Annotated in this window: 19 protein-coding genes; 14 read left to right on the plus strand and 5 right to left on the minus strand. The window is 38.8% G+C overall.

Annotation, left to right across the window (positions count from 1 at the left end):
• Positions 1-12 precede the first annotated feature (12 nt).
• From J1G40_RS03095 to J1G40_RS03160, 14 genes are all read left to right on the plus strand, one after another.
• Positions 13-2244, plus strand: coding sequence for a xanthine dehydrogenase family protein molybdopterin-binding subunit (locus J1G40_RS03095; RefSeq protein WP_265240888.1), 2232 nt, complete (start codon positions 13-15; stop codon positions 2242-2244).
• Between the two features lie 3 nt (positions 2245-2247).
• Positions 2248-2493 (plus strand): MoaD/ThiS family protein, encoded by a 246-nt coding sequence (locus J1G40_RS03100; RefSeq protein ID WP_265240890.1) that lies wholly within the window; start codon positions 2248-2250, stop codon positions 2491-2493.
• Between the two features lie 71 nt (positions 2494-2564).
• Positions 2565-3548 carry a GTP 3',8-cyclase MoaA gene (gene moaA, locus J1G40_RS03105; protein ID WP_265240892.1) on the plus strand — a complete coding sequence of 328 codons (984 nt, stop codon included), beginning with the start codon at positions 2565-2567 and terminating at the stop codon, positions 3546-3548.
• Between the two features lie 15 nt (positions 3549-3563).
• The gene (locus J1G40_RS03110) at positions 3564-4160 is read left to right on the plus strand and encodes an NTP transferase domain-containing protein (protein WP_321160189.1); all 597 of its coding nucleotides are present in this window, start codon (positions 3564-3566) and stop codon (positions 4158-4160) included.
• Complete coding sequence (locus tag J1G40_RS03115; protein WP_265240894.1) at positions 4157-5227, plus strand: HesA/MoeB/ThiF family protein; 1071 nt, start codon at positions 4157-4159, stop codon at positions 5225-5227. The genes J1G40_RS03110 and J1G40_RS03115 overlap by 4 nt, the downstream gene beginning before the upstream one ends.
• Positions 5228-5343: 116 nt before the next feature.
• The gene (locus J1G40_RS03120) at positions 5344-6540 is read left to right on the plus strand and encodes a molybdopterin molybdotransferase MoeA (RefSeq protein ID WP_265240895.1); all 1197 of its coding nucleotides are present in this window, start codon (positions 5344-5346) and stop codon (positions 6538-6540) included.
• Position 6541: 1 nt separating this feature from the next.
• Positions 6542-7555, plus strand: a complete 1014-nt coding sequence (locus tag J1G40_RS03125; protein ID WP_265240897.1) for an XdhC family protein — start codon at positions 6542-6544, stop codon at positions 7553-7555.
• A complete protein-coding gene (locus J1G40_RS03130; RefSeq protein WP_265240899.1) occupies positions 7552-8166 on the plus strand; it encodes an NTP transferase domain-containing protein in 615 nt (204 codons plus the stop codon). Before J1G40_RS03125 ends, J1G40_RS03130 begins: the two co-directional genes overlap by 4 nt.
• Positions 8167-8387: 221 nt before the next feature.
• Positions 8388-9575: a hypothetical protein gene (locus tag J1G40_RS03135; RefSeq protein ID WP_265240901.1), complete on the plus strand. Its 1188-nt coding sequence runs from the start codon at positions 8388-8390 to the stop codon at positions 9573-9575.
• Between the two features lie 112 nt (positions 9576-9687).
• On the plus strand, positions 9688-10776 hold the full coding sequence (locus tag J1G40_RS03140; protein ID WP_265240902.1) for an amidohydrolase family protein: 1089 nt from the start codon (positions 9688-9690) through the stop codon (positions 10774-10776).
• Positions 10777-10932: 156 nt separating this feature from the next.
• Positions 10933-11421, plus strand: a complete 489-nt coding sequence (locus J1G40_RS03145) for an RNA polymerase sigma factor (RefSeq protein ID WP_265240904.1) — start codon at positions 10933-10935, stop codon at positions 11419-11421.
• A gap of 1 nt (position 11422) precedes the next feature.
• Positions 11423-12022, plus strand: coding sequence for a hypothetical protein (locus J1G40_RS03150; protein ID WP_265240906.1), 600 nt, complete (start codon positions 11423-11425; stop codon positions 12020-12022).
• Positions 12023-12179: 157 nt separating this feature from the next.
• A complete protein-coding gene (locus J1G40_RS03155) occupies positions 12180-14363 on the plus strand; it encodes a carbohydrate binding family 9 domain-containing protein (protein ID WP_265240908.1) in 2184 nt (727 codons plus the stop codon).
• A gap of 4 nt (positions 14364-14367) precedes the next feature.
• Positions 14368-14781: a DUF3052 domain-containing protein gene (locus tag J1G40_RS03160; protein WP_265240910.1), complete on the plus strand. Its 414-nt coding sequence runs from the start codon at positions 14368-14370 to the stop codon at positions 14779-14781.
• A gap of 62 nt (positions 14782-14843) precedes the next feature.
• Here J1G40_RS03160 and J1G40_RS03165 read toward each other — a convergent pair whose 3' ends face one another.
• The 5 genes from J1G40_RS03165 to J1G40_RS03185 form a co-directional block, all read right to left on the minus strand.
• Positions 14844-15545, minus strand: coding sequence for a 4'-phosphopantetheinyl transferase family protein (locus tag J1G40_RS03165; protein ID WP_265240912.1), 702 nt, complete (start codon positions 15543-15545; stop codon positions 14844-14846).
• Between the two features lie 46 nt (positions 15546-15591).
• A complete protein-coding gene (locus J1G40_RS03170) occupies positions 15592-17991 on the minus strand; it encodes a condensation domain-containing protein (protein ID WP_265240914.1) in 2400 nt (799 codons plus the stop codon).
• Positions 17992-17998: 7 nt separating this feature from the next.
• A complete protein-coding gene (locus tag J1G40_RS03175) occupies positions 17999-19966 on the minus strand; it encodes a condensation domain-containing protein (RefSeq protein WP_265240916.1) in 1968 nt (655 codons plus the stop codon).
• A gap of 120 nt (positions 19967-20086) precedes the next feature.
• Positions 20087-23023, minus strand: coding sequence for a non-ribosomal peptide synthetase (locus J1G40_RS03180; RefSeq protein ID WP_265240918.1), 2937 nt, complete (start codon positions 23021-23023; stop codon positions 20087-20089).
• Between the two features lie 23 nt (positions 23024-23046).
• Positions 23047-24306, minus strand: a complete 1260-nt coding sequence (locus J1G40_RS03185; RefSeq protein WP_265240920.1) for a HupE/UreJ family protein — start codon at positions 24304-24306, stop codon at positions 23047-23049.
• Positions 24307-24648 lie beyond the last annotated feature (342 nt).

Raw genomic sequence — 24648 nt, forward strand, 5'->3', positions numbered from 1 at the left:
AAATTAAAACTAATGTCAACTTCAATAGCATCACAAAAATTTAGTAGGAGGGCCTTTATGCGTACCAGTTCACTTGCCAGTGGCGGTTTACTAATTGGCTTTAACCTTTTTAATGCCTGCAAACCTAATGCAGCACCCCCGGTAGATCTTGCGAGCCTTAATTATAACGATTTCAATGCCTTTATTAAAATTGCAGACAACGGTGCGGTGACTATATTTTCACCCAACCCGGAAATAGGCCAGGGAGTAAAAACTTCAATGCCAATGATCATTGCCGAAGAGTTAGATGTTGCCTGGAAAAATGTCTATGTAGAACAAGGAGTGCTAGACACTGAAAACTATACTCGCCAGGTAGCAGGAGGGAGCCAGTCTATCAGACATGGCTGGGAGCCCTTACGAAAAACTGGAGCTACAGCCAGACAGATGCTTGTGAATGCTGCGGCCGCCAGATGGGGAGTAGCTCCTTCCGAATGTACTACAAGTGAAGGCATAATTACCAATAGTAAGGGAGAAACCCTGGGTTATGGAGATGTGGTTAATGATGCTGCTGCTCTGGAAGTCCCTGAAGAGGTAACTCTGAAGGAGATAAAAGATTTTAAAATTATTGGGACAGACATCAAAAATGTCGATATAGATAAGATTGTCACTGGGAAGCCACTTTATGGCCTGGATTATAAGGTAGACGGAATGGTATATGCCGCCGTAGTAAGGCCACCTGCCTTTGGAAAGAAATTGGCATCCTATGATGATACTGAAGCCCGGGCAATGCCCGGAGTAATAGATGTGGTGAAAATCGGTGAAAAAGTTCGGGCACTTTTGGAAAAAGACCAGAATGCTTCCAGTATAATATCCGGGAGTGATAAAGTGGCTGTAATTGCAAGAAGTACCTGGGAGGCCATGAAAGCGAAGAATGCGATCAAAGCTGAATGGGTAGACGATTCTACCATTGAAAGTACGGAAGACCACGATGAAATATTGACGGGGTTTCTGGAGGGTAATAAATTTGAAACTTTACGTAAAGATGGGGATGTAAAAAAAGCCTTTGCGGCTGCAGATCAGGTTCTTGAACGCACCTATGAATCCCCTTTTCTCCCACATAATTGCCTAGAGCCCATGAATTTCTTTGCCAATGTGACCACTGAAAAGGTTCATCTGGTGGGCCCAATACAAACCCCAGCATGGAAGGCCGGGGTTGTTGCAGGGTTACTTGGGAGAGATCCTTCGGAGATTCATTTAGAAATGACCCGTATGGGTGGCGGTTTTGGAAGAAGATTGTTTGGAGACTTTGTTATTGAAGCCGCAGAAATTTCCGATGCAATAAAAAAGCCGGTAAAACTGGTATATAGCAGAGAAGATGATATGGCCGACGGCATCTATAGACCTGCGATAAAATATCGTATTAAAGCGGCAGTTAAAGATGGAAAAGTAAGCGCTTACCATTTAAAGGAAGCTGCTATTAATTCTAATATGTATGGTTTAATCCCGCATTTTTTTCCTGCCGGAGCAATTGAAAACTACCAGGTAGATGTAGCAAAATATGGTAGTAGTATCACTACTGGTGCATGGCGAGCCCCATATACCAATTTCCTGGCCTATGCAGAGCAAAGCTTTTTTGATGAGCTGGCTGAGATGATGGAGGTTGACAAAATACAGTTCCGTCTGGATCTTTTAAGAAAAGTAGATGCAGATGCCGACGAGAATATACAATACGATCCAAAACGAATGGAAGATGTTATTCAACTTGCGGTAGAAAAGTCTGGATGGGGTACGAAGAATGAAAACGTTTATCAGGGCTTTGTAAACTACTATTGCCATAATAGCCATGTTGCGGAAGTTGCCGATGTAGTAATTGAAAACGGCACCCCTGTAGTGAAGAAGATTACCTGTGCGGTGGACTGCGGTGTAGTTGTAAACCCGCTTGGAGCTGCTAACCAGGCAGAAGGTGGCGTAATTGATGGAGTGGGCCATGCGATGTTTGGGGATTTTAATTTTAAAGATGGTACACCTCTGGCTTCCAATTTTGATAAATACAGATTAATTAGAATGAAAGAGGCCCCAGAGGTAGAAGTACATTTTGTTAAAAACGAATTGGCTCCAACTGGTCTGGGAGAACCCACATTACCACCTGCAGGAGGTGCCATTGCAAATGCCTTAAAAGCTGCAACCGGCAAACGATTATACAAGCAACCATTTGCAAAATACCCAGAGCTTATGACATTGCCGGATAAGGAAATTATTGGATAATCTATGACGATATTACTGTTTGGAATTACCAAAGACATAGTCGGAAGTTCATCTATATCCCTGCCAATTTCGAGTGCTAATAAATTGAAAACTGTCAAGGAATTAAAGAACTACCTGGGGAATACCTACCCAGGTTTAAATAAGCTTTCATCTATGGCAGTGGCTGTAAATAATGCCTACGCCAAGGATAGCGTTAAAATTGACAACTTTGATGAAATTGCATTAATTCCTCCCGTAAGTGGTGGATAAGAACTAAATTGTATGAACATTCCTGATACAAACATTCCGGATGTTAATAAATGAATTATTTTTAAGAAAATATGCTGGTAGACAATCACAATAGAACAATAAACTATCTGCGCTTAGCCGTTACAGATCGTTGTAATTTACGGTGTAATTACTGCATGCCTTCTGAAGGAATAAATTTTGAGAAGAACGATAAACTACTCACCATAGAGGAACTATCGAGACTGAGTAAAATTGTTGTAGAGCAGGGGATAGACAAGATCAGAATTACGGGTGGGGAGCCATTCGTCAGAAAAGATTTGATGGTATTACTTCGCTATCTCACAGAATTAGATGGCCTTGATGATATTTCTATTACTACCAATGCTACGCTTATTGGGCCCTATATTTCAGAACTCAAAACATTAGGAATAAATAATATAAATGTAAGCCTGGATGCTATAGACAGGGAAACCTTTGAACGTATTACGCGCAGAGATTTATATGATACGGTACACAATAACCTTATCAGATTAATTACTGAAGGCTTTAATGTCAGAATTAATTTCATCGCTCTGGAAAATCAAAATACGCAGGATATAATTCCCATTTTGGAACTTATGAAGCATTATCCCGTATCGGTGCGTTTTTTAGAAGAGATGCCATTTAATGGAGGAAGCAGGAGTTTTGATGCCCTTAGTTGGAGTTACAAGAAAATACTTGAACACATAAAAACTGAATTTCCGGATTTTGAGAAATTGCCTTCACCACCAACTTCTACTTCCATAAATTATAAAATAAAGGGACACACCAGTACTTTTGGTCTCATCCCTTCTTTTACAAGAACCTTTTGCGGTAGTTGCAATCGGCTTAGAATTACTGCCACTGGGGATGTAATTACGTGTTTGTATGGTAAACCCGTAACTAATTTGCGAGATCTTATGAGGAGCGACAATGAAAATGAGAGCGTTCAATCCGCATTGGTTCGGGTACTAAACAAAAGAGCTAAAACGGGTTTTGAAGCACAAAAACAACACAGTAGCGTTTTTCAAAGTTCTATGACCTCCATTGGAGGGTAAACCACAAAACAACAAATGATGAAGGAACGAGAAGTATACGGTTTGGTTTTGGCGGGTGGTAAAAGTACCCGTATGGGCAGAGACAAAGGATCTATAGTATATCATGATATCCCTCAAAGAGATTACCTCTACGGATTACTGACTTCCCTGTGTAAGAAGACATTTTACAGTATTCGGGAGGATCAGCAAGAAGAATTTAAAAGTGATGATCATCTTATTGTAGATGAGAATATATTTCGTGGTCCGTTAAATGGCATATTGAGTGCACACAGGAAATTCCCTGATGTAGCCTGGTTGGTGCTTGCATGCGATCTTCCATTTATAGATTTGGCCATGCTAAATAAACTATTGGAAGAGCGGAATCAGAATTGCCACGCAACCGCATTTAGCGTTAGCCAAAGCGGTCTTCCAGAACCACTGGCCGCCATTTGGGAACCTGAAGGTCTTAAGGGGGCAATTGGATATTTAGATAATGGCAGTAGTAGTTGTCCCAGAAAATATCTTATAAATAGTAATGTTAAGTTGGTGGTTCCTGAAAAAGACCTTGGATTACTTAACGCTAATTCGGAGGAGGATTATAAAGAAGCCTTGTCAAAATTAGTTCCGAGATGAACTCTAAGCGATATATAAGACAGACAATATTAAAAGAGTTTGGCCCTGAAGCACAGAAAAAATTGGTCAAAGCGAGGGTACTTGTTGTCGGTGCCGGGGGATTGGGACTTCCTGTACTTCAATATTTGAACGCAATGGGGGTAGGGACTCTTGGGATAGTAGAACAGGATATTGTTGACATTTCCAATTTGCAAAGACAAGTGCTTTTCGATGAAAATGATGTGGGTAGAGCTAAATTAGCCGCATGCCTTGAAAAGCTCGAAGCTCAGAATACCGACACCCTTTTAATTGGTCATGATACTTTTCTGGTAAGAGATAACGCTTTAAAAATTATCTCGGATTATGACATCGTAATTGATGCCACAGATAATTTTCCCACAAGGTATTTAATTAATGATGCATGTGTAATCCTAAATAAACCTTTTGTTTATGGAGCACTACACGGGTTCGAAGCACAAATAAGTGTGTTTAACTACAAAGGAGGGCCAACTTACAGATGTTTATACCCAACAGTACCCTCTGAAGATGAAATTCCAAATTGTAGTGAACATGGGGTTTTAGGGGTTGTTCCGGGAATTGTTGGAAATCTCCAGGCTTTGGAGGCTATAAAAATTATAAGTGACATAGGCGAGGTGCTTACTGGAGTGCTTTTATTATACAATGGACTAAATAATTCATTCATAAAAGTAAATTTTCCATTAGTACCAGAAAATCTGAATATTGGCGTATTGCAGGAGAATTATGAAACACCATCTTGCCATTTTGGACTACAAATCTCCGCTGAAGAATTTGGGGAATTATTGGCGTCAAAAGAAAATCTTCAAATAATCGATGTAAGAACAATTGAAGAATATAATTTACAACATGTGGAAGATGCACGGAATATACCCCTGATAGAACTTAAAAACCGGCTAAGTGAAATAAATCACAATGCTGAAGTATATCTCTTATGCCAATCTGGCAAAAGGTCCCAAACAGCCCAATTACTGCTTCAGGAAGCACTCCCAAATTGCATTACCTATAATGTAATTGGCGGAATGGACCAGTATTCACATATATATTCATAGACCATTGGTAATTTCAAATTGTTTAAGTAATTTAAAGTTGGTATAGCTTTAACCGGCCCATTCATATATAATAGTAATGCATTGCATATAAATGTGATGTTATAATTAGTCTGGTAATGATCCCATTTGAAGAAGCATATAATTTGGTAATAAATCAGCTCAGCGATTTTGGTTCCGAAAGCGTTAATATAAAAGAAGCTTTCGGGCGTGTTTTGGCCGAAGAGATCATAGCAGACCGTCATTTCCCTCCTTTTAACCGCTCAACTAAAGATGGTATTGCGATAAATTACGGAGCAATTGAAAAAGGGGAAACCACCTTTAGTATTGCCGGTACTCTTGCTGCCGGAGTTCCTAGCATACCTCTTGAAAATAGTACAAATTGCATTGAAATTATGACCGGAGCAATGGTTCCGGATGATGCAGATACGGTAGTTATGTATGAAGACATATCAATCAAAGATGGCCTGGCTTCATTACATAAAATTCCCAAAAAAGGTGCTAATATTCACGGCATTGGTACTGACATTAGTAAAGGAGAGGTTGTTCTTGAAAAAAACACAACTATAAGCCCGGCAGTCATAGGGGTAATGGCTTCAGTAGGGAAAGAGCGTGTTCATGTAAAAAAGCTTCCTGCTATATCAGTTATTTCTACAGGGAAGGAACTTGTGGAAATAAAAGAAACTCCTCTACCTTATCAGATAAGAAGGTCTAATGCATATACGCTATATGCGGCTCTTTCCAAGGATAATATACTGCCTTTGTTATTGCATTTAGATGATGACAAGGATATTATTAGACAAAAATTACAATACGCCATTCAGGAAATGGATGTTTTACTCCTTAGCGGAGGTGTTTCCAAAGGCAAGTTCGATTTCATACCTGAAATTCTTGATGAGCTTGGTACTGAGAAGATTTTTCACAAAGTAAGGCAACGTCCTGGAAAACCATTTTGGTTTGGTTATCATAAGCAGGCCAATACTGTGATTTTTTCATTCCCGGGCAACCCAGTATCTACCTACGTAAATTACCATGTCTACTTTAAACCCTGGTTACAAATGGTTTTACTTGGGGAGGTACAGGATAATCAAGTAATTTTAGGGGAAGAAATAGATTACCAGACCAACTTAACCGGCTTTCTCGGTGTAAAGATTAATTTGGAAGCAGGATGTAATATTGCCAGGAGGATAATAGGGAATGGATCAGGGGATTTGATCAACCTATCTAAAATTGATGGATTTATAAAATTGGATCCACTGAAGAAGTACAAAAAAGGTGCTGTTGTACCTTTTATTTCAACTACAAGCCACTATTAAGATGACACATGAATTAAAGAAGATAGTTTTGGCCTATCAGGCCGCAAAAGAGAAAGGCATGGCTGCAACTTTGGCCACCGTAGTTGCCTTAGATGGCTCTTCATACAGAAGGCCGGGAGTTAGTATGCTGATCCTGGAAGACGGGAGCATGGTTGGAGCGGTGAGTGGAGGCTGCGTTGAGAAGGAGATTAAAAGACAAGCCAGCAGTGTTTTCAAAACCCAGGTGCCAAAAGTAATGACTTATGACGGAAGGTACCGGTTGGGTTGTGAAGGCATTTTATACATATTACTAGAACCTTTCAACCCCGATGAAACCTTTATATCGTTATTTTGGAATATTATCAATATAAGAGCAGATTTTCAGATTAAATCATACTACAACAAAGAGGAAGGTACATCCAAAGCATACGGTTCTATTCTAAAAACAAATGAGGCCACCATAGCCTTTAGAACAGCATTTGAAGCCTCCGGCCAAACAGCGGTTTTTTCTCAGAAAATGTCGCCATGCTTTAGATTGCTTGTCATGGGTGCAGAACACGATGCAGTGCAAATATGTTCTTATGCCGCATTAACCGGTTGGGAAGTAATTGTGGTTGTGCCTCCGGATGAACAGAAATCGATTAAGGATTTTCCCGGCGCTCATGAATTTTTACCGGTTGCCCCTGAAGAATTTGATACAGCAACAATTGATGACCAGACGGCGATCATTTTAATGACCCACAGCTTTGTAAAGGACCTTAAGTTTTTGCTACGTCTTAAAGATATAACTCCCATATACCTGGGGCTGCTGGGTCCGGCTTTGAGAAGGGAGAAATTACTCGGGCAATTTTTAGAGCACAGTCCTGAGGTTCCGGATGCCTTTTTTGATAGTATACACGGGCCTGCCGGGATAGGAATTGGAGCTGAAACTCCTCAGGAAATCGCTATATCGGTGCTTTCCGAAATAATTTCGGTGGTCCGCCAACACAAACCCATTCCTTTAAAAGATAAAAAGGGTACTATTCATAGTAGATGAACAACAACATAAGTATTCTAATACTTGCAGCCGGGGCCTCTACCCGAATGGGAAAAATTAAGCAACTTTTACCCTGGAGAAAAGGCACGCTATTGTCCAATGCCATGGATACCGCCAGGGCTTCTGCGGCCAGTTCAGTTATTGTTGTAACAGGGGCCAATGCTACAGAAATTGTTAACCATCTAGATCAGGACGGGGTAGTGATATTAAAAAATAGTGATTGGCCTTCCGGCATGGGCAGTTCAATTGGTTGTGGAATACGTTACATTAAAGACAACATTCCTCAATGCAGCGCAGTGTTACTTATGCTTGCAGACCAGCCGCTGATAGATGCCAGTTATTTAGATATTTTAATTAGTACCTATAAACAACAGGGAGGGATTGTTGCCACTTCATATAATTCTGGTCCGGGAGTACCGGCAATTTTTGATCGCGTGCATTTTGATGAATTACAACAGCTGAATAAAGAATATGGCGCTAAGCAGGTCATAGCCGCACATCGGTCAGCAACAATAACCTTAGACCCGCAGGGAAAGCAAAAAGATATAGACACTCTTGAAGAATATAATCAACTTATTGAACAGACCGGAAATCACAATAAGCAGCAATAGCTCTATTTCTTACTTCAAAGTTCTTCGCATCTTCGCTCACTACAATCAAAAGATAAAAACACTGTAAAGCATACTATATCAGGCCTTTGCTTCGTTTTGAACAGAACATGGAGTAATTCCACAGTGTAGTTCGTCGAAAATAGGATACCATTTGCATATTATTAGACAGTGCAATTAAACCTTGTATTGATTTCAAAGTCAAAAGCTAAAAATAAGTCCCAATGAAAAATCTAATGAAATTTAAAATCGTTAAAGTATTTGGCCTGTTACTAACTATGACAGGGATTATAACCGCTCAGGACATCACCACAGTAGATGCCGCCAGTGAAGAAATAAGCGACAACTTAGATTTAGAAGCTGTTGCTTCTATTTTAGGTGATGCCAAGGATCTGGAAGAGTTTGAATTTAAGCTAAACGATCCTGAAACTCAAATATCAAATCTAGACCTCAATGAAGATGGTTATGTAGACTATTTAAGAGTAGTGGAAACTGCAGAGAGTAACACCCACTTAATTGCATTACAAGCGGTCCTGGGAGAAGATATCTATCAGGATGTGGCAACTATTGAGGTGGAGAAAGACAGCAAAGGCAGTACTAGAGTACAGCTGGTTGGTGATGTATATTTATATGGTCCTTCTTACATTGTAGAGCCGGTATATATTCACCGTCCGGTACTGTTTTCTATTTTCTGGAGACCTTATTACAGGCCATACCGATCTGTTTTCTATTGGGGATATTATCCTTCTCATTATCATTTTTGGAAACCCTTCCATGCTCATCATTATAAAAAAAATGTACACATCCATATAAATGTGAAGCATACATTCCATTATACACATGTACGTTATAGCAATTCTGCTGTGCATTTACATAGCAAGATCAGGAGAAATGATTTTGCAATAAGTCATCCGCATAGATCTTATGCTGCTCGTGTTACCAGGGTAAACAAAGTAAATGGCACAAAGAAGAAGGTAGTGGGTGTGAACCATGCAAATGGGGATAAGTACAGAGTGGCAGGTGTTAACAAGGCAGATGGTACTAAAAAGAGGGCTGTTGCTGTTAATAAAACAGATGGCACCAAGAAACGGGCAGTAGGAGTAAATCAGGCAGATGGAGATAAGTACCGCACGGCCGCTGTTAAAGACGCTGATGGAACTAAAAAACGGGTTACAGGTGTGAACAAGGCAGACGGCACTAAGAAAAGAGTGGCTACGGTAAAAAATACTGATGGTAGCAGAAAAACTGTTGCTGTAAAAAAGAATCCGGATGGCTCCAAAAGGGCTGTTGCTATAAATAAAAGTTCTGACGGCAAAAGAACTGTAAAAACAGCTGCTAAGAATTCTGGTAGTAGATCTAAAGGGAAAAGCAAGAGTGGCAAAAAGAAAGTTGCTAAAAGTAAAAGGAAATAGTGAATTCTAGGAAAGTAAAAACCCCAACTAAAATGTTGGGGTTTTTTATGTATTACAAGTAGATCATATTTTAGAAAATATAGTATTTTCATGATGCAAAATTTTTTGTGCCATGAAAAACATTAGAAATACTTCCTTTTGTCTGCTTCTGTTATTAGTTAGCCTATCCCTTATTGCTCAGGACATGGGGTTTGAGGAATATAACCCTACCTCAACCCTCGTAGTACCAACCAACAAGGTAGAAAGAGCAAAATTTCCATTTATTGACATTCACAGTCATCAATTTAGAATGGGGGAGCAAGACCTGTCCGGACTTATTGCAGATATGGATAATATCAATATGGCCGTGATGGTAAACCTTAGCGGCGGGTCTGGAGATAGATTAAAAGCAGCTTTGGAAAATGTGAACAACAATTACCCTAACAGGTTTGTTGTTTTTGCCAATGTAAATTTTGATGGCGTAGGCAATCCAGGATGGGCAGAGAATGCGGTTACACAGCTGACGAATGATGTAAAGAATGGCGCAAAGGGACTAAAGGTTTACAAAAGTCTGGGATTGCGCAATAAAGATGTCAATGGCAAAAGACTGGCGATAGATGATCCGAGATTGGACCCGGTTTGGGCAAAATGTGGTGAACTGGGGATTCCCGTCCTTATACACGCAGCGGATCCAAAATCTTTCTGGGACCCGATGGATGACAACAATGAACGTTGGTTAGAACTTAAAACCAGGCCCAGGCGCAAGAGGTCTGACACCAACCCGGCACCCTGGCAACAAATTATCAATGAACAGCATAATATGTTTAAGAAACACCCCGATACTAAGTTCATAAACGCTCATATGGGATGGTATGCAAACAACCTGGGCAAATTGGGTGAATTAATGAATGAAATGCCAAATATGTATGTTGGTATAGGCGCGGTAATTGCAGAATTGGGAAGGCAACCCAAGAATGCCCACAAGTTCTTTGTCACCTACCAGGACAAGATATTATTTGGTAAAGACAGCTGGAAACCGGAAGAATTTCCTACGTATTTCAGGGTATTGGAAACGGATGACGAATATTTCCCCTATTACAAAAAATATCATGCCTTCTGGTCCATGTACGGCCTGAATTTGCCAGATGAAGTCCTTAAGAAAGTATATTACAAGAATGCTATGAAGCTTCTTCCAGGTCTGGATGAGCGCTTATTTCAGTAATGGTATATCCGGGACAAACCTAGATTAGCTTTACTTAAATTACAAGGCAAGGTGCCATTATACCTGCAATGATGCCAGCGAATCACAAATTCTTTAATCATTCTGTGATTTTTTCCACAACTTAGTAACTAATAATAAAAATGGAAGAAATCCCGTATGGGTAAAGAAGAAGAATTTGCACAGATTATAAAAGATAATGAAGGGGTCATCTTTAAGATTACTACTATCTATACCAATAATCAACAAGATCAAAAAGATCTCTATCAGGAGATTGTGTACCAATTATGGAAATCTTACGGCTCTTTTAGAAATGAAGCCAAGATAAGTACCTGGATGTACCGCGTGGCCCTAAATACTGCAATAAGACAATTACAAAAGCAAAAAAGACGGCCAAAAGGAGTGCCTATAGACCAGGTAGTAGCACATCAAACAGAAAATTATGACAAAGAATTTGAGGAAAGATTAAAACTCCTATATGGTCATATTAAGCAGTTGAATGTTTTAGAAAAGGGACTTATCCTGCTATTACTGGAAGGTAAAAAGTACGAGGAAATTGCAGAGATTACGGGACTTACACCATCTAACGTAGGTACCAGGATTTCAAGGATCAAAACAAAACTAAAAGCACAGATTAATAATAGTTAAGATGAACTTAGAAGAAATAAAAGCAGTATGGTCTGAAATGAGTGACCAGCTGGAAAAACAAAAGAAATTAACCAACGAAATTATATTAAAAATGACTCAAGAACGCTATTCTAATAAATTTCAAAAGATTACCATTATAGAAAGCATAGGTGCAATTGTTTGTTTTATTGCAGCCCTATATGTACTACTCAATTTTGGCAAACTAGATACGTGGTATTTAGTTGTCTGTGGTATTATTACTCTGGGATTTATGCTGATTCTGCCCACTTTGGTCCTGAGATCACTGAGTCAGCTTAAGAATTTAAAGATCACCGAAGGCAGCTATAAAGATACCATTGTTAAATTCTCCAGGGTGAAGAAGAATTTATTAATGCAACAGCAGTTTGGAATGTACGGCGGGATTATAGTTTTCTTTACTTCCCTTGCGGTTTTTGCTAAAATGTTCAATGACGAAGATATCTTTCTAAATCAGCAAGAGGTTGGGTTATATATTTTCACAGCAGTGGTATTGGTGTTATTAGTTCTTTTTACAAGATGGGGCTATAATTGTTACAAAAGCATCACCAGTTCTGCCGAAAATATCTTAAAAGAATTGGAGTAATTCAGGGCTCAGAATTCCAATTTCCCGGAACTTCTGAAATAGCCAGACTAATTTACATTGCCCTCTATCCTGAATGTATGCTATAAAGTTCCTTAGGAACAACTTAAAATAGCATATATTTAAGCGTTCTTTGTCAGGACCTCTGGATAGGAATACCATGCCGAAACTCGTCAATCAAAATCCACTTTTCTATATGCTCGTAATGACCATTGCGTTGTCAGCATATGGGCAAAAGAAAAATGAAGCATTTCGCTTAAATATTCGTAAAACCAATTTACCTGTAGTTATAGATGGAGTGGCCGATGATATGGTCTGGAAAACTACCGATGTCGCTAAGGATTTCTTTATGGTGCTTCCTATGGATGAGGGGAAGGCAAATGAGCGATCGGAGATTAGAATGACCTATGATGATAAAAATATTTATCTGATTGCCACTTTCTACAATACTACCAAGGGTAAGAATTTTGTGGAGTCGCTAAGACGCGATTTTAGCTTTGGTAAGAACGACAATTTCCTGCTTTTCATAGATCCTTTTAATAATAAGACTACGGGCTTCACATTTGGTTCAAATGCTGCGGGAGCCCAGTGGGACGGGACAATGTTCGCTGGTTCCAGTGTTGACTTAAATTGGGATAGTAAATGGGTTTCTGCAGTGCAGCGCGATGAAGACAAATGGGTATTTGAAATGGCACTGCCCTTTAAGTCTATCCGATATAAGGACGGGGTAAAGGAATGGGGAATCAATTTTAGCCGTCTGGATTTGAAATCGAGTGAAAAATCTAGTTGGACGCCTATTGGCAGGCAGTTCCCCACCTCTTCTTTGGCGCTGGCAGGAGTTTTGGTCTGGGATGAACCCCCACCTTCCCCTAAAGTTAATTTCTCTCTGATTCCTTATACCTTAGGAACAATAGCAGAAGACATAAACGAGCAAAGTGATAATGAGTTAAAAGTTGGCGGTGATATCAAATTCAGCCTTAGCTCCTCGCTTAATCTAGATTTAACTATAAATCCTGATTTCTCTCAGGTAGAAGTAGACAGGCAGGTAACCAACCTGGATAGATTTGAACTGTTTTTTCCTGAAAGAAGACAGTTTTTCCTTGAAAATGCCGACTTATTTGCAAGTTTTGGTTATCAGGACATAAGGCCTTTCTTTTCCCGAAGAATTGGTTTAGGGGTACCCATCAGGGCGGGGGCAAGAGTGAGTGGCAATCTCAATGAAAACTGGCGGCTTGGACTAATGGATATGCAAACGGCCAGCGTGACATCTACGGGTCGGCCCAGCCAGAATTTTGGTGTACTTTCTTTGCAGCGAAAAGTGTTTAGCAGATCTAGTATTGGATTGATGTTTGTGAACAAACAATCTGTCAGTTATCCTCAGGAAGCAGATTCCCTAAAAACAGTGTTTCCGGAGTTTAACCGAAATATTGGGCTGGAATACAATCTGGCATCAGCAGATAATTTATGGTCGGGGAAAGCTTTTGTTTTAAAATCATTTGCACCAAATCAGCGTGGAAACGGACTTACGCAGGCAGCCAATCTTGAATATAAAAGCAGAAAATGGAACTGGGGGTTACAGGAAGAGTCGGTAGGAGAGGAGTATACCGCAGAAGTAGGTTTTGTACCGCGAAGAGGATATATTAACCTAAGTGCCTTTGCCGGACACCTCTTTTTTCCAAAAAAGGGTAAAATAGTAAGTCATGGCCCCAGTCTAAGGACAAGCTATTTTTTCAATTCAAATTTTGAACGCACAGACAATGAGAATTCTTTAGAATATGAGATAAATTTCAGAAATAGGAGTCAGCTAGAATTTGAAGGTTCTAAGGAGTTTGTTGAATTGTTATCTCCTTTTGATCCTACAAGATCTGGCAAAGATTCGCTGGCAACAGGCACCAGACACAGATGGAACACCTTAAAAATAGAGTATGATGCCAAACCCCAAAGCTTATTTACCTATTCCTTAGGGGCGCAATATGGAGGCTACTATCTTGAAGGAACCCGACTTGGTCTTATGGCCGAACTCGGATACCGTTTTCAACCCTTTGTAAGTCTTAGCTCTAATCTAAGTTATAATCACCTGGATATGCCTGCTCCCTGGAATACGACAGAATTTTGGCTTATTGGCTCGGAGGTTGATATTACCTTTACCAATACCTTGTTTTTTGCCAACCTTTTTCAATACAATGAGCAATCCAGAAATTTTAACTTAAACTCAAGGTTGCAATGGCGCTATAAACCGGCTTCAGACCTTTTTCTGGTGTATACCAACAACCAATTAATTTCACCATTGGAAGGAAGAAGTTGGTCGCTCACCTTAAAACTGAATTATTGGTTTAACAATTAGAAAAATGAGCAGTTCAGGTTATTCAGCTACACCACTAACGCGTAAACTAGGTCTTAAAGAAGGTCAGAGAGTACTCCTGTGCAACCAGCCCGATTATTATTTTGAATTATTTGATGACTTTCCCAAAGTAGAATTTTTATCAAATCCCGATGAAGCAATAATAGATTTTATTCATTTTTTCTGTACTCATCTAATAGAATTGGAACAACAGTTCGATATACTTAAATCCGGATTGAAAAAGAATGGTAGTTTTTGGGTGAGTTGGCCCAAGAAAAACTCAAAAATCCCGAAAGATCTCGATGGTAACGTCGTTCGCAGGTTTGGATTGACCCATGGTCTGGTAGATATAAAAGTCTGTGCTGTAAATACAGATTGGAGTGGATTAAAGTTTATGTATAGATTGAAGGATAGAAAATAGAAGAACAAACTGCAACTTAAATTTGTAAAATACTGTCCAGAATTTTTTAGTTTTATTAATGCCTAATTGTCAATTTCTTTCCAATTGCGATGCACAATCTTTACATTTTTATCCTGGACACATACAGCTGCAAGGTAACCATCTGCAGGAATAAATGAAGACAGCTTCCATTGATGCCTTTCCGCTTTCTCCCATTTGGTTTCCAGCATTTCGGCAGTAAGATCATCATCCAGGCAAACACTAAAAGCATCAAGGGGAAAAGAGAGACCACTTCCTATTGCTTTTATAAAAGATTCTTTGCGGGTCCAACAGCGATAAAATGCCCTGTCCTGCTCATTTTTATTTAAGCTGTTTAGCGCTTTAATTTCCTTCTCTGAAAAATTTTGTCTGGCAAGTTCAGCAAGATCGAAATCGGACTTAATAAGTTCCACATCCACTCCAAGCGGATGTTCCATGCAAAAACCCATCACAAGAATGTTACCTGAATGAGATATATTGAAATAAGGAGCTTTGTTATCGTCAATAAAAGGTTTTCCCTGGTCACCAAATTTAAAATTGATTTCCGATGGATGCTGTTTTGTATAGTGCCCTAAAAGATGTCTTAATATTCCCCGTCCAATTATGAAGGTATACCGGTCTTTATCAAACCGGTATTTTTTTGCGTGGTCTAGCTCGGCTAAAGACAAATGCTTTTGATGCAAACTTACGCTCTCGATTAAACGTTGATCGATAGTCCAGACCGCAATGGTGTTTTTCGAAAGCATTGTTTGTAATGAAGCCTATAATTTACAAAAAGTATAAACCATTGGCCTATACACACTCTTCTTCTATAATTTCAGCTAAATGTTTAACATTAGGTTCTTCAAATATGCTGAAATGATTTCCAGGAGCATAACGCACTTTTAATTCAGCTTCCGCCCAAAATTCCCAGGAAGCCACTTTCGCTTTCTTTAATTCCGGGTGTTCTTTATCTGCGAGAATAAGGGTGCATGGTGCATTGATCTTCTCCCATTGGTACTTATAGTAGATTGCACTAAGGTGATGCCTTATATGCCTAAGCTGCATTTGTAACTTGTTATTACTCCATTTCAAATATAATGGCTCCAGAGACTGTCTGTATCTGGAGATAATAGAACTTCTTATGGTTAAAACAGGGCTACGACTAAGAGTTTTCAGGTATTTACCAAGGCGTTGGTAATATCCTGGCTTTTTCTCCAAAGTTTTGGGTCTGCCCCAGCTGTCTATAATAATAAGATTAAACTTTTTATCCAGTTTTCTGAATTGTTTGGCCATTTCAACAACTATAGCACTGTAACAATAAAAAACAAGGTTATATGATTCAACATCTGGTACCTCTAAGATCTCAGAAATATAGTCCTTACTCATTTGTTCTATACTATTGTGCATTGGGCCGTCACCATGAATTCCTTTTGGCTGAACCAAATAGACCGGTCTGTCTTCATCCAGAAGGGTAGACATTTTCTTATAAAACAAAACATGCCCTTCACCTGCATGTATACAAAATACCGGACTTTTTTTGCCTTCGGGCTTTAAAGGGATTAGGAATTCCCAGGGTTTTTTACCCTCCGGAGTTTTCTGATGGTGTATTTCCTGAGCAAGGCCTTTGATTGTTGGATGAAGCAATAAAGCAGTCACTGGCAATTTAATATCAAACTGTTCATTGATCCTTGCAATCATTTTTAACGCCATTAATGATTTGCCCCCCAGATCAAAATAATTATCGTTTACCCCAATTTCGTTGTGCCCCAAAATATCTTCCCAAATAGCAACTAATTGTACTTCCAAATCATTCTCAGGCGCAACAAAGGTGGGTTTTGCTTTAGTTTGAATGGGTCCTGAAGTATTGTCTACTGCGAACTTGGGGGGAGCAATACTGTTAATAATCTCTTGTACGGTACTGTTTTGCTGAACTAAAATGGTATCGACTAGCTTTTGCAAATTCCCGACCAGCCAGTTTTTTGTCTGAGAATTTATTTGATCATTTTGAAAAATGAAAGTAAAAACAATTTCCGAATGTGGAAGTACCATTAGGGATAACGGATAATTTGAGGTAACCCCGCTTCTGTATCCTTGTAATTCTATATCACCGCTTTTTGCTTTTTTAGAGGGATAATTTTCAAAGATTAATATGCTATCGAACAAGTTCCCACTGGTAATGTCTTTAAGTAGGTCAGAAATTTCATTCTGATTTACGTGTCCATATTTTAGCGCACTAAGTTGCTTTGACTGGTATTTAGTCAGCCATTGATCTAGCGTTAGTTCCCGAACTACTTTACCACGAATAGGCAGAATATTGGTAAATACTCCACACAACATTTCCATATTTGGAAAATCATTTGAACGCCCGGATATGGCCGACCCAAAAATTATGTCGTCATGATTAAAATATACACTAAGTAATAAGGTCCATACGCCCTGAATTAAGGTGTTCAGGCTTATTTTAGATTTCTGGGATAATCTGTTCAGTTCTTGTGAAGTTTCAGCTGTTAAACGAATCTTTTCAACAGACTTATTTGATGGATCATTGTCTGAAGCCCCGGATTTATTAAAAAGATGAACTTTCTGAAAGCCTTCGAAATAGCCTTCCCAGAACTGGCTTGCCTCCTGAGGGTTTTTCTTTTTGATCCAGTTATAATAGGACTTAAGCGATGGCAGGGGGCCTAAATCTATAACTTCATTCTTGCAAATTGCATCGTAAAAAGCCAATACATCCTTGATGATATTGCTACTAGACCATCCATCTAATAAGAGATGATGGCAGGGCCAAAGAAAATAGTGCTTGTTTTCTTCGAGGGCAATAAGATGGAAGTTATTTGAAGGGTTTTTTTGGAAATCTAATCCATCAATCCTGTTTTGTTTTTTTTGTAGTTTAATTTTCTCCCTTTGTGCTGTAACATCTATATTATTCCAGTCATCAAACTGCCATTTTGCAGCTATATCAGAATGGATTACCTGTAAAGGTTTTTCTATATTTTCCCAATGAATTGTTGTTCTGAGAATTTCGTGCCTGGCTATCACCAACTCCCAGGCTTCTATTAACGCTTCTCTGTTCAGCTTTCCATTGATGCCAAACTCTACATGCAAGAAACCTTCATCCCATTGGCTGTGCAGGTGATGTATAAGAATTCCCTCCTGCATTTCTGAAAGTGGAAGAATGGCCTCTATTTTTGATTTCTTTGCTGTATTCATAGTACCATTACATTCCTTTCAATAGATTATCCAGATCTTCCTGACTAATATTTGCTTCTGGGAAATCGGAGGGGGTATACTCACCCGAGTCTTTATTTTTACAATATTCAATTATATTTTTGATGTTTGCCTCAAATTCAGCAGTAAGGTTCTCCATGGTATCAGGCTTATACTTATCAGCAGCAAAACTCCAGTTTAAGTGTAGTTGTCCTTCAGAGATAAAAGCATTGATCTCTATACTGTAATTACGCTCACTGGAAGGATGCCGTATATCTTCAGGCCTTGGAGTAAATATTATTTCCCCTGGCAAATTTGTACTTTTTTTATTCCCCAAATAATTAAATACCAGTGGGGGATTGCCTTGTAATTGCTGGCCATCCGAAAGGTATTTTAAAACGCCATAACCAATACCATTATTAGGTATATTTCTAATTCGTTCCTTTACGCCCTTAATTTGTTCTCCTATGTCTCCGTCTGAATTAAGATCAATTCTGACAGGGAAAAATGAAGTAAACCAACCAACAGTGTTAGAAACATCCGCACTTAGTAGCTCTGCTGTCCTTCCATGACGTTCCATCAAAAAGCAAAATTCTTTAATTTCTTCCCAGGAACATATAGTGGCAACCAGAGCGGTTATCAGCAAATCCTCTGTTTTTGTATTGTAAAGCTCATTTGCCTCCTGCATTAAGAATGAAGTATCGTTCTCATTCAAAACCCATTTTAAAACGTGAATCGAACTTTCTTCAAATATACTTTGCTGGCTTTCAGTATCTGGGGGGAATAAATCTTGTGCGCAGACTTGCGATTGCCAATACGAAACTTCTTTATTTATGTCGGCAGATGACCTAAGTTCAGAAAGCTGTTCTGACCAATCTTTAATTGTTGCAATTTTATTTTCCAACTCCAGATGTTCACGCTGCTGCTGTTGTCGCAATAATTGTCTAAAATCATTTTGCAGAATGTTCCAGGAAACCATATCCGTGACAAGATGATGCCCTATGAGAAAAATTCTATTTTCCCCGGCTTTACCACCCTCAAAAAAGACACATCTGAAAAGACCGCCATTACTCATATCAAAGGCAGTTTGATGGGCAATGAGTTGATTTCTCACCTCTTTATCTTGCTCTTTCTGATCTGTGAATTGTTTTATATCGATATGGTAAAAGAAGTGGATATCCTGCTGGTTTAAAACACGAGCTCTCCAATCATCACCCAACTTCTTAAAACTTAATCTTAAGGCATCGTGATGACCGATGATTTCGCCGACAATCTCTTTCAAAATAGACGGTTGTGTAATCCCCGTATTCCTGACCTCCATTATTTGATTCCAATAATGAGGAGCCGATTTATGCAGATCAAAAAACCAATGTTGAATAGGAGTTAATGGTATATCACCTTCAACGGTTGCTATTTTAATTTGGTCATTCTCACTTTTTGCAAACAGTGCAAGCTCTGCAATGGTTTGATTTTCAAATAACTGATTTGGACTTAATTGAATGCCCAATTTTCTGGCCTTGGCTACAATTTGAATACTAAGAATAGAATCTCCTCCAATTTCAAAGAAATTATCGGTGGTAAGGATAGGAGAGAAAGCCAATACATCTTCCCAAATCGCAATTAGTTTTTTCTCAACTTCTGAAGTTGATTTCCTGGCTTCTTTTGTCTTCTTAGTTACTTTTAGTTTCGTCTTTCTCAGAGCGCCTTTGTCTATTTTCCCGTTGGGTAAATAGGGAAAATCTTCAACCAATTGCACCGTAGACGGAATCATATGTGCCGGCAATTGTTCTTTCATGTAGGCCTGAAGGTTTTCCGGCTGATAAGAATCATGAGGCCTTATATAAGCCACCAGACGTTTGGAGCTCTTTCTTTGGGAAGAACCACCTCCTTTGTCTGTAAGGCTTTGTAGCTTATACAGCAATAGTCTACGCTCTTCAGCTGTAAATGTCTCTATTGTTGTCTTGATAGATTCTGTCATTATTTTACCGCATTTAGCCGTACTTGGCAAAGAGGCGCAATGGTGAAATCACGCCTAATTGCGATGTAAATTTTATAGCTGTCGGACCTTCTTATTTTTTTTCATTACCCCAGTATGCTTTTATTCCTGCAATTGTTTCAGTAAATATTTCTTTTCATCGTCAGTAAGGGCCTGAATAGAGGCAATAAGTTCTTCTATCTGGGTTTGATCATTAAAATTTTCCAGATATTCAACTATGCTATCTGTATCTAGTTCAGAGATATGTTCTCCAACTTCTTCTCTGGCAGACTCTTCAAGAAGTACCACTACCTTGTCCACATCGGCATTACCTTCAACGGTCTTTTCAATCTCACCCAGTTCTACCCGAAATCCCCTAATCTTTATCTGTTGGTCGGCCCTTCCTAAAAATTCTATTTGACCATATGTATTATATCTTCCTAAATCTCCAGTTTTATAAAGCTTCTTTGACGCATCTTTATCAAATGGGTGATTTATAAACGATTTCGCAGTTCGTTCCGAGTTGTTCAGGTATCCACTAGTTAATAACGCACCTCCTATATAGATTTCTCCAACAGCTCCTACAGGCACTAATTGAAGTTCCTCATTTAAAATATAGATTTCAGCATGTCCTACAGCTTTGCCTATAGGGATCGGAGTATTTCTGTTCTGATCTTCAGTTATCTGATGTGCAATACACCAAACAGTTGCTTCGGTTGGCCCATATTCGTTATATAAAGCAACCCCGGGTAATTTTTTAAAATGAGCAACTACTGTAGAAATACCACAGGCCTCTCCGGCAACGGCAACCGTATTTAAAGATCCAAGCTTAGAAATATCGCTGTGGTCCAGAATAGTCTTATAGAGCGAGGGTAGCATTAATGTATGTGTTACAGAATTCCTGTAAATGACCTCTTCTAATTTTGTTATGTCTTGTTCTAATCTTTTTTCGGCAATGACCAGGTTACCTCCCGTGCAAAGGCTCCAGAATATTCCTGCTTTGGAACTGTCAAAGGAGATAGAGGAAAGTAATAAAAAAGCCTTGGGATGATTCGGGTAAAAAGTAAGTCTGCCTTCGGTAGAAAGGATAATATTTTTATGGCTTATCGGCACCCCTTTCGGTTGCCCGCTACTACCAGAGGTGTAGATCACATAAGCAAGATCATCTCCGCTCGCTACTGGTAAGCTAACAGGGTCATTGACTTCGGAATCTACCTGGCCATCTATTAGATGAACCGCACCTTCATAGGTATTAAATAAAGCAGCTAGTTTATCCTGGGTAAATACCAGAGGTACTTTAGAATCTGCCAGCATATAGTTTATTCGTTCCTCAGGGTATTCAGGGTCTATAGGAAGATAAGCACAGCCTGCCTTTAGAATTGCGAGTATGCCAACAATCATTTCTATGGAACGCTCTGTACATAAGCCTACAATTTCATTTCTTCCTTCTGTTTGAGAAATAATATTCTTCGCAATAATATCCGATCTCTGCAGCAGTTGTCTATATGAAATACTTTGGTCATTAAAGGTTACAGCGGCATTATCAGGATATTGATTTCCTATTTCTGTAATGATTTCATGGATGCCATTATAATTGCTGAAAGGACCCTCATTTACAACTTTTCCCGGCATTAATATGGCTAGCTCCCTTTCATTGAGCATTGAAATGTTGCAAATTTTCTCATTGGGGTTATCAAGAATATGCTCTAATAATGTTCTGTAATTCTCATGAAACCGCAATATCGTTTCTTCTTCAAATAACTCTTTTGAGTATTCAAAAGAGGAAGATAGAAGATCATTTTCATTAGAGATAAACATAGTAAGGTCAAATTTGGATACACCGCTGTTGAGCAATACGTATGTCATCTCTACTCCGGGTCCAAAAGAGGGGGTTTCAGGGATGTCATGATACATAAACATACCTCTGAAAAAAGGAGTTTTGCCTGGAATTCTCTCTGGCTTCAATTCTTTTACCAGCAAATCAAATGGTACATCCCTGTTTGAAAAAGCTTCCAGGACCGTTTGGTTGACCTTTTTCACCAAATCTAAAAAAGTGTCCTCGTGAGAAAAGATGGTTCTCAAAACTATGGTCTCATCGAAAAAGCCAATAAGATTTTCCAGAATCTTTCCTTTCCGCAGCGCAATTGGTGCCCCGAGCAAAATATCTTTTTGACCGCTGTACTTGTGCAGCATAAGATGGTAAACAGACATTAAGAGAACGTAAGGAGTTGTTCCCAATTCCTTGGAGAGATTTAATATTCTTTCAGATTGAGATTTGCTAAAAGGTTGTCTTAGAGGTTCGCCTTTGAAAGCCGTGCTTCCTGTAAAAGCATAGTCGGTTGGCAAATTAAGTGTGGGTAGTTCCCCCGAAAGTTTTTCCTTCCAGTATTGCAATTGTTCAGGATCTACCTCCTGGCTTTGCTGCCAGTAGGCAAAATCAGAAAATTGTATGGGAGGTGCTTCAACTGCAAGGGGTACATCAGAGATCAGGTTTTTATAATGCTTGGCCATTTGCTCCCTAAATAAGCCCATAGACCATTTATCCGTGATGATATGATGTATTGTGACCAACAAATCCCATTCGGAGGCCGCAACCTTTATTAGTGAGACTCTCATTAAAGGAGCTTTATCCAAATCGAAGCCACTTCCTGCATCTTCTGCCAGAATTTTTTGCTTTTGTTCATCTCTTTCCGATTCGGTAAGCTGACTAAGATCAAATTCTTTGATCTTAAGACTGCTAACAGGGGAAGTTTTTTGAACAAGCATTCCATTTTCAAGTACAAAAAAAGCTCTTAAAACTCTATTGTTCGCAAAGATTTTATGCAAGCTCAACTTAAGAATTTCAGGCTGTAGATCACCTTTAAAAGTATATAAATCAGAGTAGTTATATACCGGATTCCTGGGATAGAGTTGCTGCAGAAACCAAAGTCGTTGCTGACCATGAGATGCTGGTATAACGGCATCCAAGGGAGCACTTGGGATGCTAGAGGTCAACGACTTCTTCTTATCGCTTTCTTTCCATTTGCTTAGAAGAGATTTCTTTTGACTACTGTCTTTCATTGGTAGAATATTTCTAAAAAGATTTACCTAAGTCCAAGTAAGACTGCTAATTTGAAAGCTTCCTTTCTTAAATAATTGTCGAATAAGAGATCAATCTCAAGGGAGCGTTCAATAAACCAATAAAGTGATATAAAAATAAGAAGAACAGATAAAACTGTCAGAAAAATAGGATACAACTTTAAATTTCGTATAAAATATAGCATTGGAAAAATAAGTGCTATAATAGCTACTTGTCCAATTTCAACACCAATATTAAAACCAAGTAAAGAAAGAGTCAAAAATTCCCCATTGAAACCTAATTCTGACAATACGGTAGCAAATCCAAATCCGTGAAATAATCCGAAAACAAATGCGATTACCCAATCTCTGCCCCTAAATATTGGTCGTATGTTATGATAGGCGGCTAATCCGATAGATAAGGCAATTACGGACTCTACTATTCTGGAAGGTAGACTTATCAAATTTAAGGAGGCCAGACTCAGGGTGATTGTATGGGCAATAGTAAAAAATGTAATCACTTTTAGTATATACCAAAATGCCGGCCTGAATTTCTTTACAGGCTCCCAACTTGACAACATGAAAAAAGCTGCTATCTTATTACCTTTTCCAGGCCCATGGGGATCTTTTCTTCTCCTTACAACAGAAGGAAGAATAAGTGCCAGTATAAACAAGATATGATCCAGACCTATCCAAATGTGCCATATACCCTGTCTTATCATTTCTACAAAACCCTTCCATAGCGAAGTATCTGTTAAAGAAAGTGTTTTGGTTTTGTAGCTCTGGGTAAATTCCAGTGCTATAATTTTTTCGTTGTTTATTAGTCCCGCTTTCCAGTTATATTCCATCCCAAGTCCATTACTATGGGCAGGGTTTTCATCCAAAAAGACAGAAAATGTTACCTCTAAATCATCTGGGGGTGGATTGGTATTGTCGAGTTCAAAATGAAATGCGACAAATGTTCCTATATTAATTTTCAGCAAACTTATTTCTCCAGTGAAAATTATTTTGTGATCTCCGTTTATTGAAGAAAAAGCCGCATTCTTTAGAATATATGCCTGCAGTTGATCTTCATACTCTTTTACTTCCTCAACGGTAGGGTGTTTAGGAAGGTCTATACCCAAATAGGTGCTAATATCCACAGCATTCATCTCAAAACGCCCTTCAATAGTAGCAGATTCGTAGACTCTTAAATATATAAGACTCCTGTCTGGCCTATGGGCAAAAATACTTATGGGAATCAAAAGGAAGATAATGAAAACGAGTTGAACCAGTGTTCTTTTCATAGAGGTTAGGTTTTACTTATTTTATATTGATTAATAGCGAATTTTCAAAAACAATTTTGTTTAATCATTTTCCCCTTTGACAAAAATCGGAATATCTCTGAAGTCCCTAAATATAAAGGGATGTAGCTAATTATCAGTGTTTTAAGCTGATTAAACAAACTCTTTTTTTGTTATAAATATGACATATTTTTTCAAATCTTATCAAGATAGTACTGTTTTTTCGATGATCTTGATTTAATCTTAGTTCAGCGGTAAGTTATTAGTTTGAATAGCTGAATATCTTGATATACCTTTATATTTCAGAAAATTAAGCATTTTTTGACTGAAAAAACCAATATAAAA

Source organism: Muriicola sp. Z0-33 (assembly GCF_026126425.1).
Lineage (GTDB): Bacteria > Bacteroidota > Bacteroidia > Flavobacteriales > Flavobacteriaceae > JAFMPW01.

What these genes read in the sequence shown, in the direction of transcription:
- J1G40_RS03100 (WP_265240890.1), top strand. Translation starts at nt 2,248, where the DNA reads ATGACGATATTACTGTTTGGAATTACCAAAGACATAGTCGGAAGTTCA.
- J1G40_RS03140 (WP_265240902.1), top strand. Translation starts at nt 9,688, where the DNA reads ATGAAAAACATTAGAAATACTTCCTTTTGTCTGCTTCTGTTATTAGTT.
- J1G40_RS03175 (WP_265240916.1), bottom strand. Translation starts at nt 19,966, where the DNA reads ATGACAGAATCTATCAAGACAACAATAGAGACATTTACAGCTGAAGAG.
- J1G40_RS03115 (WP_265240894.1), top strand. Translation starts at nt 4,157, where the DNA reads ATGAACTCTAAGCGATATATAAGACAGACAATATTAAAAGAGTTTGGC.
- J1G40_RS03160 (WP_265240910.1), top strand. Translation starts at nt 14,368, where the DNA reads ATGAGCAGTTCAGGTTATTCAGCTACACCACTAACGCGTAAACTAGGT.
- J1G40_RS03165 (WP_265240912.1), bottom strand. Translation starts at nt 15,545, where the DNA reads ATGCTTTCGAAAAACACCATTGCGGTCTGGACTATCGATCAACGTTTA.
- J1G40_RS03130 (WP_265240899.1), top strand. Translation starts at nt 7,552, where the DNA reads ATGAACAACAACATAAGTATTCTAATACTTGCAGCCGGGGCCTCTACC.
- J1G40_RS03135 (WP_265240901.1), top strand. Translation starts at nt 8,388, where the DNA reads ATGAAAAATCTAATGAAATTTAAAATCGTTAAAGTATTTGGCCTGTTA.
- moaA (WP_265240892.1), top strand. Translation starts at nt 2,565, where the DNA reads ATGCTGGTAGACAATCACAATAGAACAATAAACTATCTGCGCTTAGCC.
- J1G40_RS03155 (WP_265240908.1), top strand. Translation starts at nt 12,180, where the DNA reads ATGCCGAAACTCGTCAATCAAAATCCACTTTTCTATATGCTCGTAATG.
- J1G40_RS03145 (WP_265240904.1), top strand. Translation starts at nt 10,933, where the DNA reads ATGGGTAAAGAAGAAGAATTTGCACAGATTATAAAAGATAATGAAGGG.
- J1G40_RS03125 (WP_265240897.1), top strand. Translation starts at nt 6,542, where the DNA reads ATGACACATGAATTAAAGAAGATAGTTTTGGCCTATCAGGCCGCAAAA.
- J1G40_RS03180 (WP_265240918.1), bottom strand. Translation starts at nt 23,023, where the DNA reads ATGAAAGACAGTAGTCAAAAGAAATCTCTTCTAAGCAAATGGAAAGAA.
- J1G40_RS03185 (WP_265240920.1), bottom strand. Translation starts at nt 24,306, where the DNA reads ATGAAAAGAACACTGGTTCAACTCGTTTTCATTATCTTCCTTTTGATT.
- J1G40_RS03110 (WP_321160189.1), top strand. Translation starts at nt 3,564, where the DNA reads ATGATGAAGGAACGAGAAGTATACGGTTTGGTTTTGGCGGGTGGTAAA.
- J1G40_RS03095 (WP_265240888.1), top strand. Translation starts at nt 13, where the DNA reads ATGTCAACTTCAATAGCATCACAAAAATTTAGTAGGAGGGCCTTTATG.
- J1G40_RS03120 (WP_265240895.1), top strand. Translation starts at nt 5,344, where the DNA reads ATGATCCCATTTGAAGAAGCATATAATTTGGTAATAAATCAGCTCAGC.
- J1G40_RS03150 (WP_265240906.1), top strand. Translation starts at nt 11,423, where the DNA reads ATGAACTTAGAAGAAATAAAAGCAGTATGGTCTGAAATGAGTGACCAG.
- J1G40_RS03170 (WP_265240914.1), bottom strand. Translation starts at nt 17,991, where the DNA reads ATGAATACAGCAAAGAAATCAAAAATAGAGGCCATTCTTCCACTTTCA.